The sequence below is a fragment of the Mariniflexile sp. HMF6888 genome, assembly GCF_044335535.1.
GTDB lineage: Bacteria > Bacteroidota > Bacteroidia > Flavobacteriales > Flavobacteriaceae > Mariniflexile.
Window position 1 is genome coordinate 1 of the sequence record NZ_JBIQVZ010000034.1, and the last position, 345, is coordinate 345.

Annotated in this window: 1 protein-coding gene; it reads left to right on the forward strand. The window is 52.2% G+C overall.

Annotation, left to right across the window (positions count from 1 at the left end; translation table 11 throughout):
• A partial coding sequence (locus tag ACGLWY_RS18675) for a hypothetical protein (RefSeq protein ID WP_396621191.1) occupies positions 1-345 on the forward strand: 345 nt, incomplete at both ends.

A 345-nucleotide genomic window follows, 5' to 3' on the forward strand; every position in this document is an offset into this window, starting at 1 on the left:
TGCCGTAGAGTTTGGCTGTAGCAACAACACATCGACAAATACCGTTACCGTTACCGTTGATGGAACATTGGTGGACCCGGCCGATCTGGATTACTCATTGAACAATGGTACTTTCCAAACCAGTAACGTGTTCGTAGATGTGCCCGCGGGAACAGGCCATACCATTACGGTCAGGCATACCAATGGCTGTGAAAAACAAACACTGCCATTTGACATCCCGCAGTACGACCCACTGGCAGTCGTGCTTGAAGAAGGCGGGTTTAACGAGATCGTGGCCGTGACAACGGGCGGATCCGGCGATTATGAGTACACCCTTAACGGGGAGCCCTACGGTAGCACCGATAC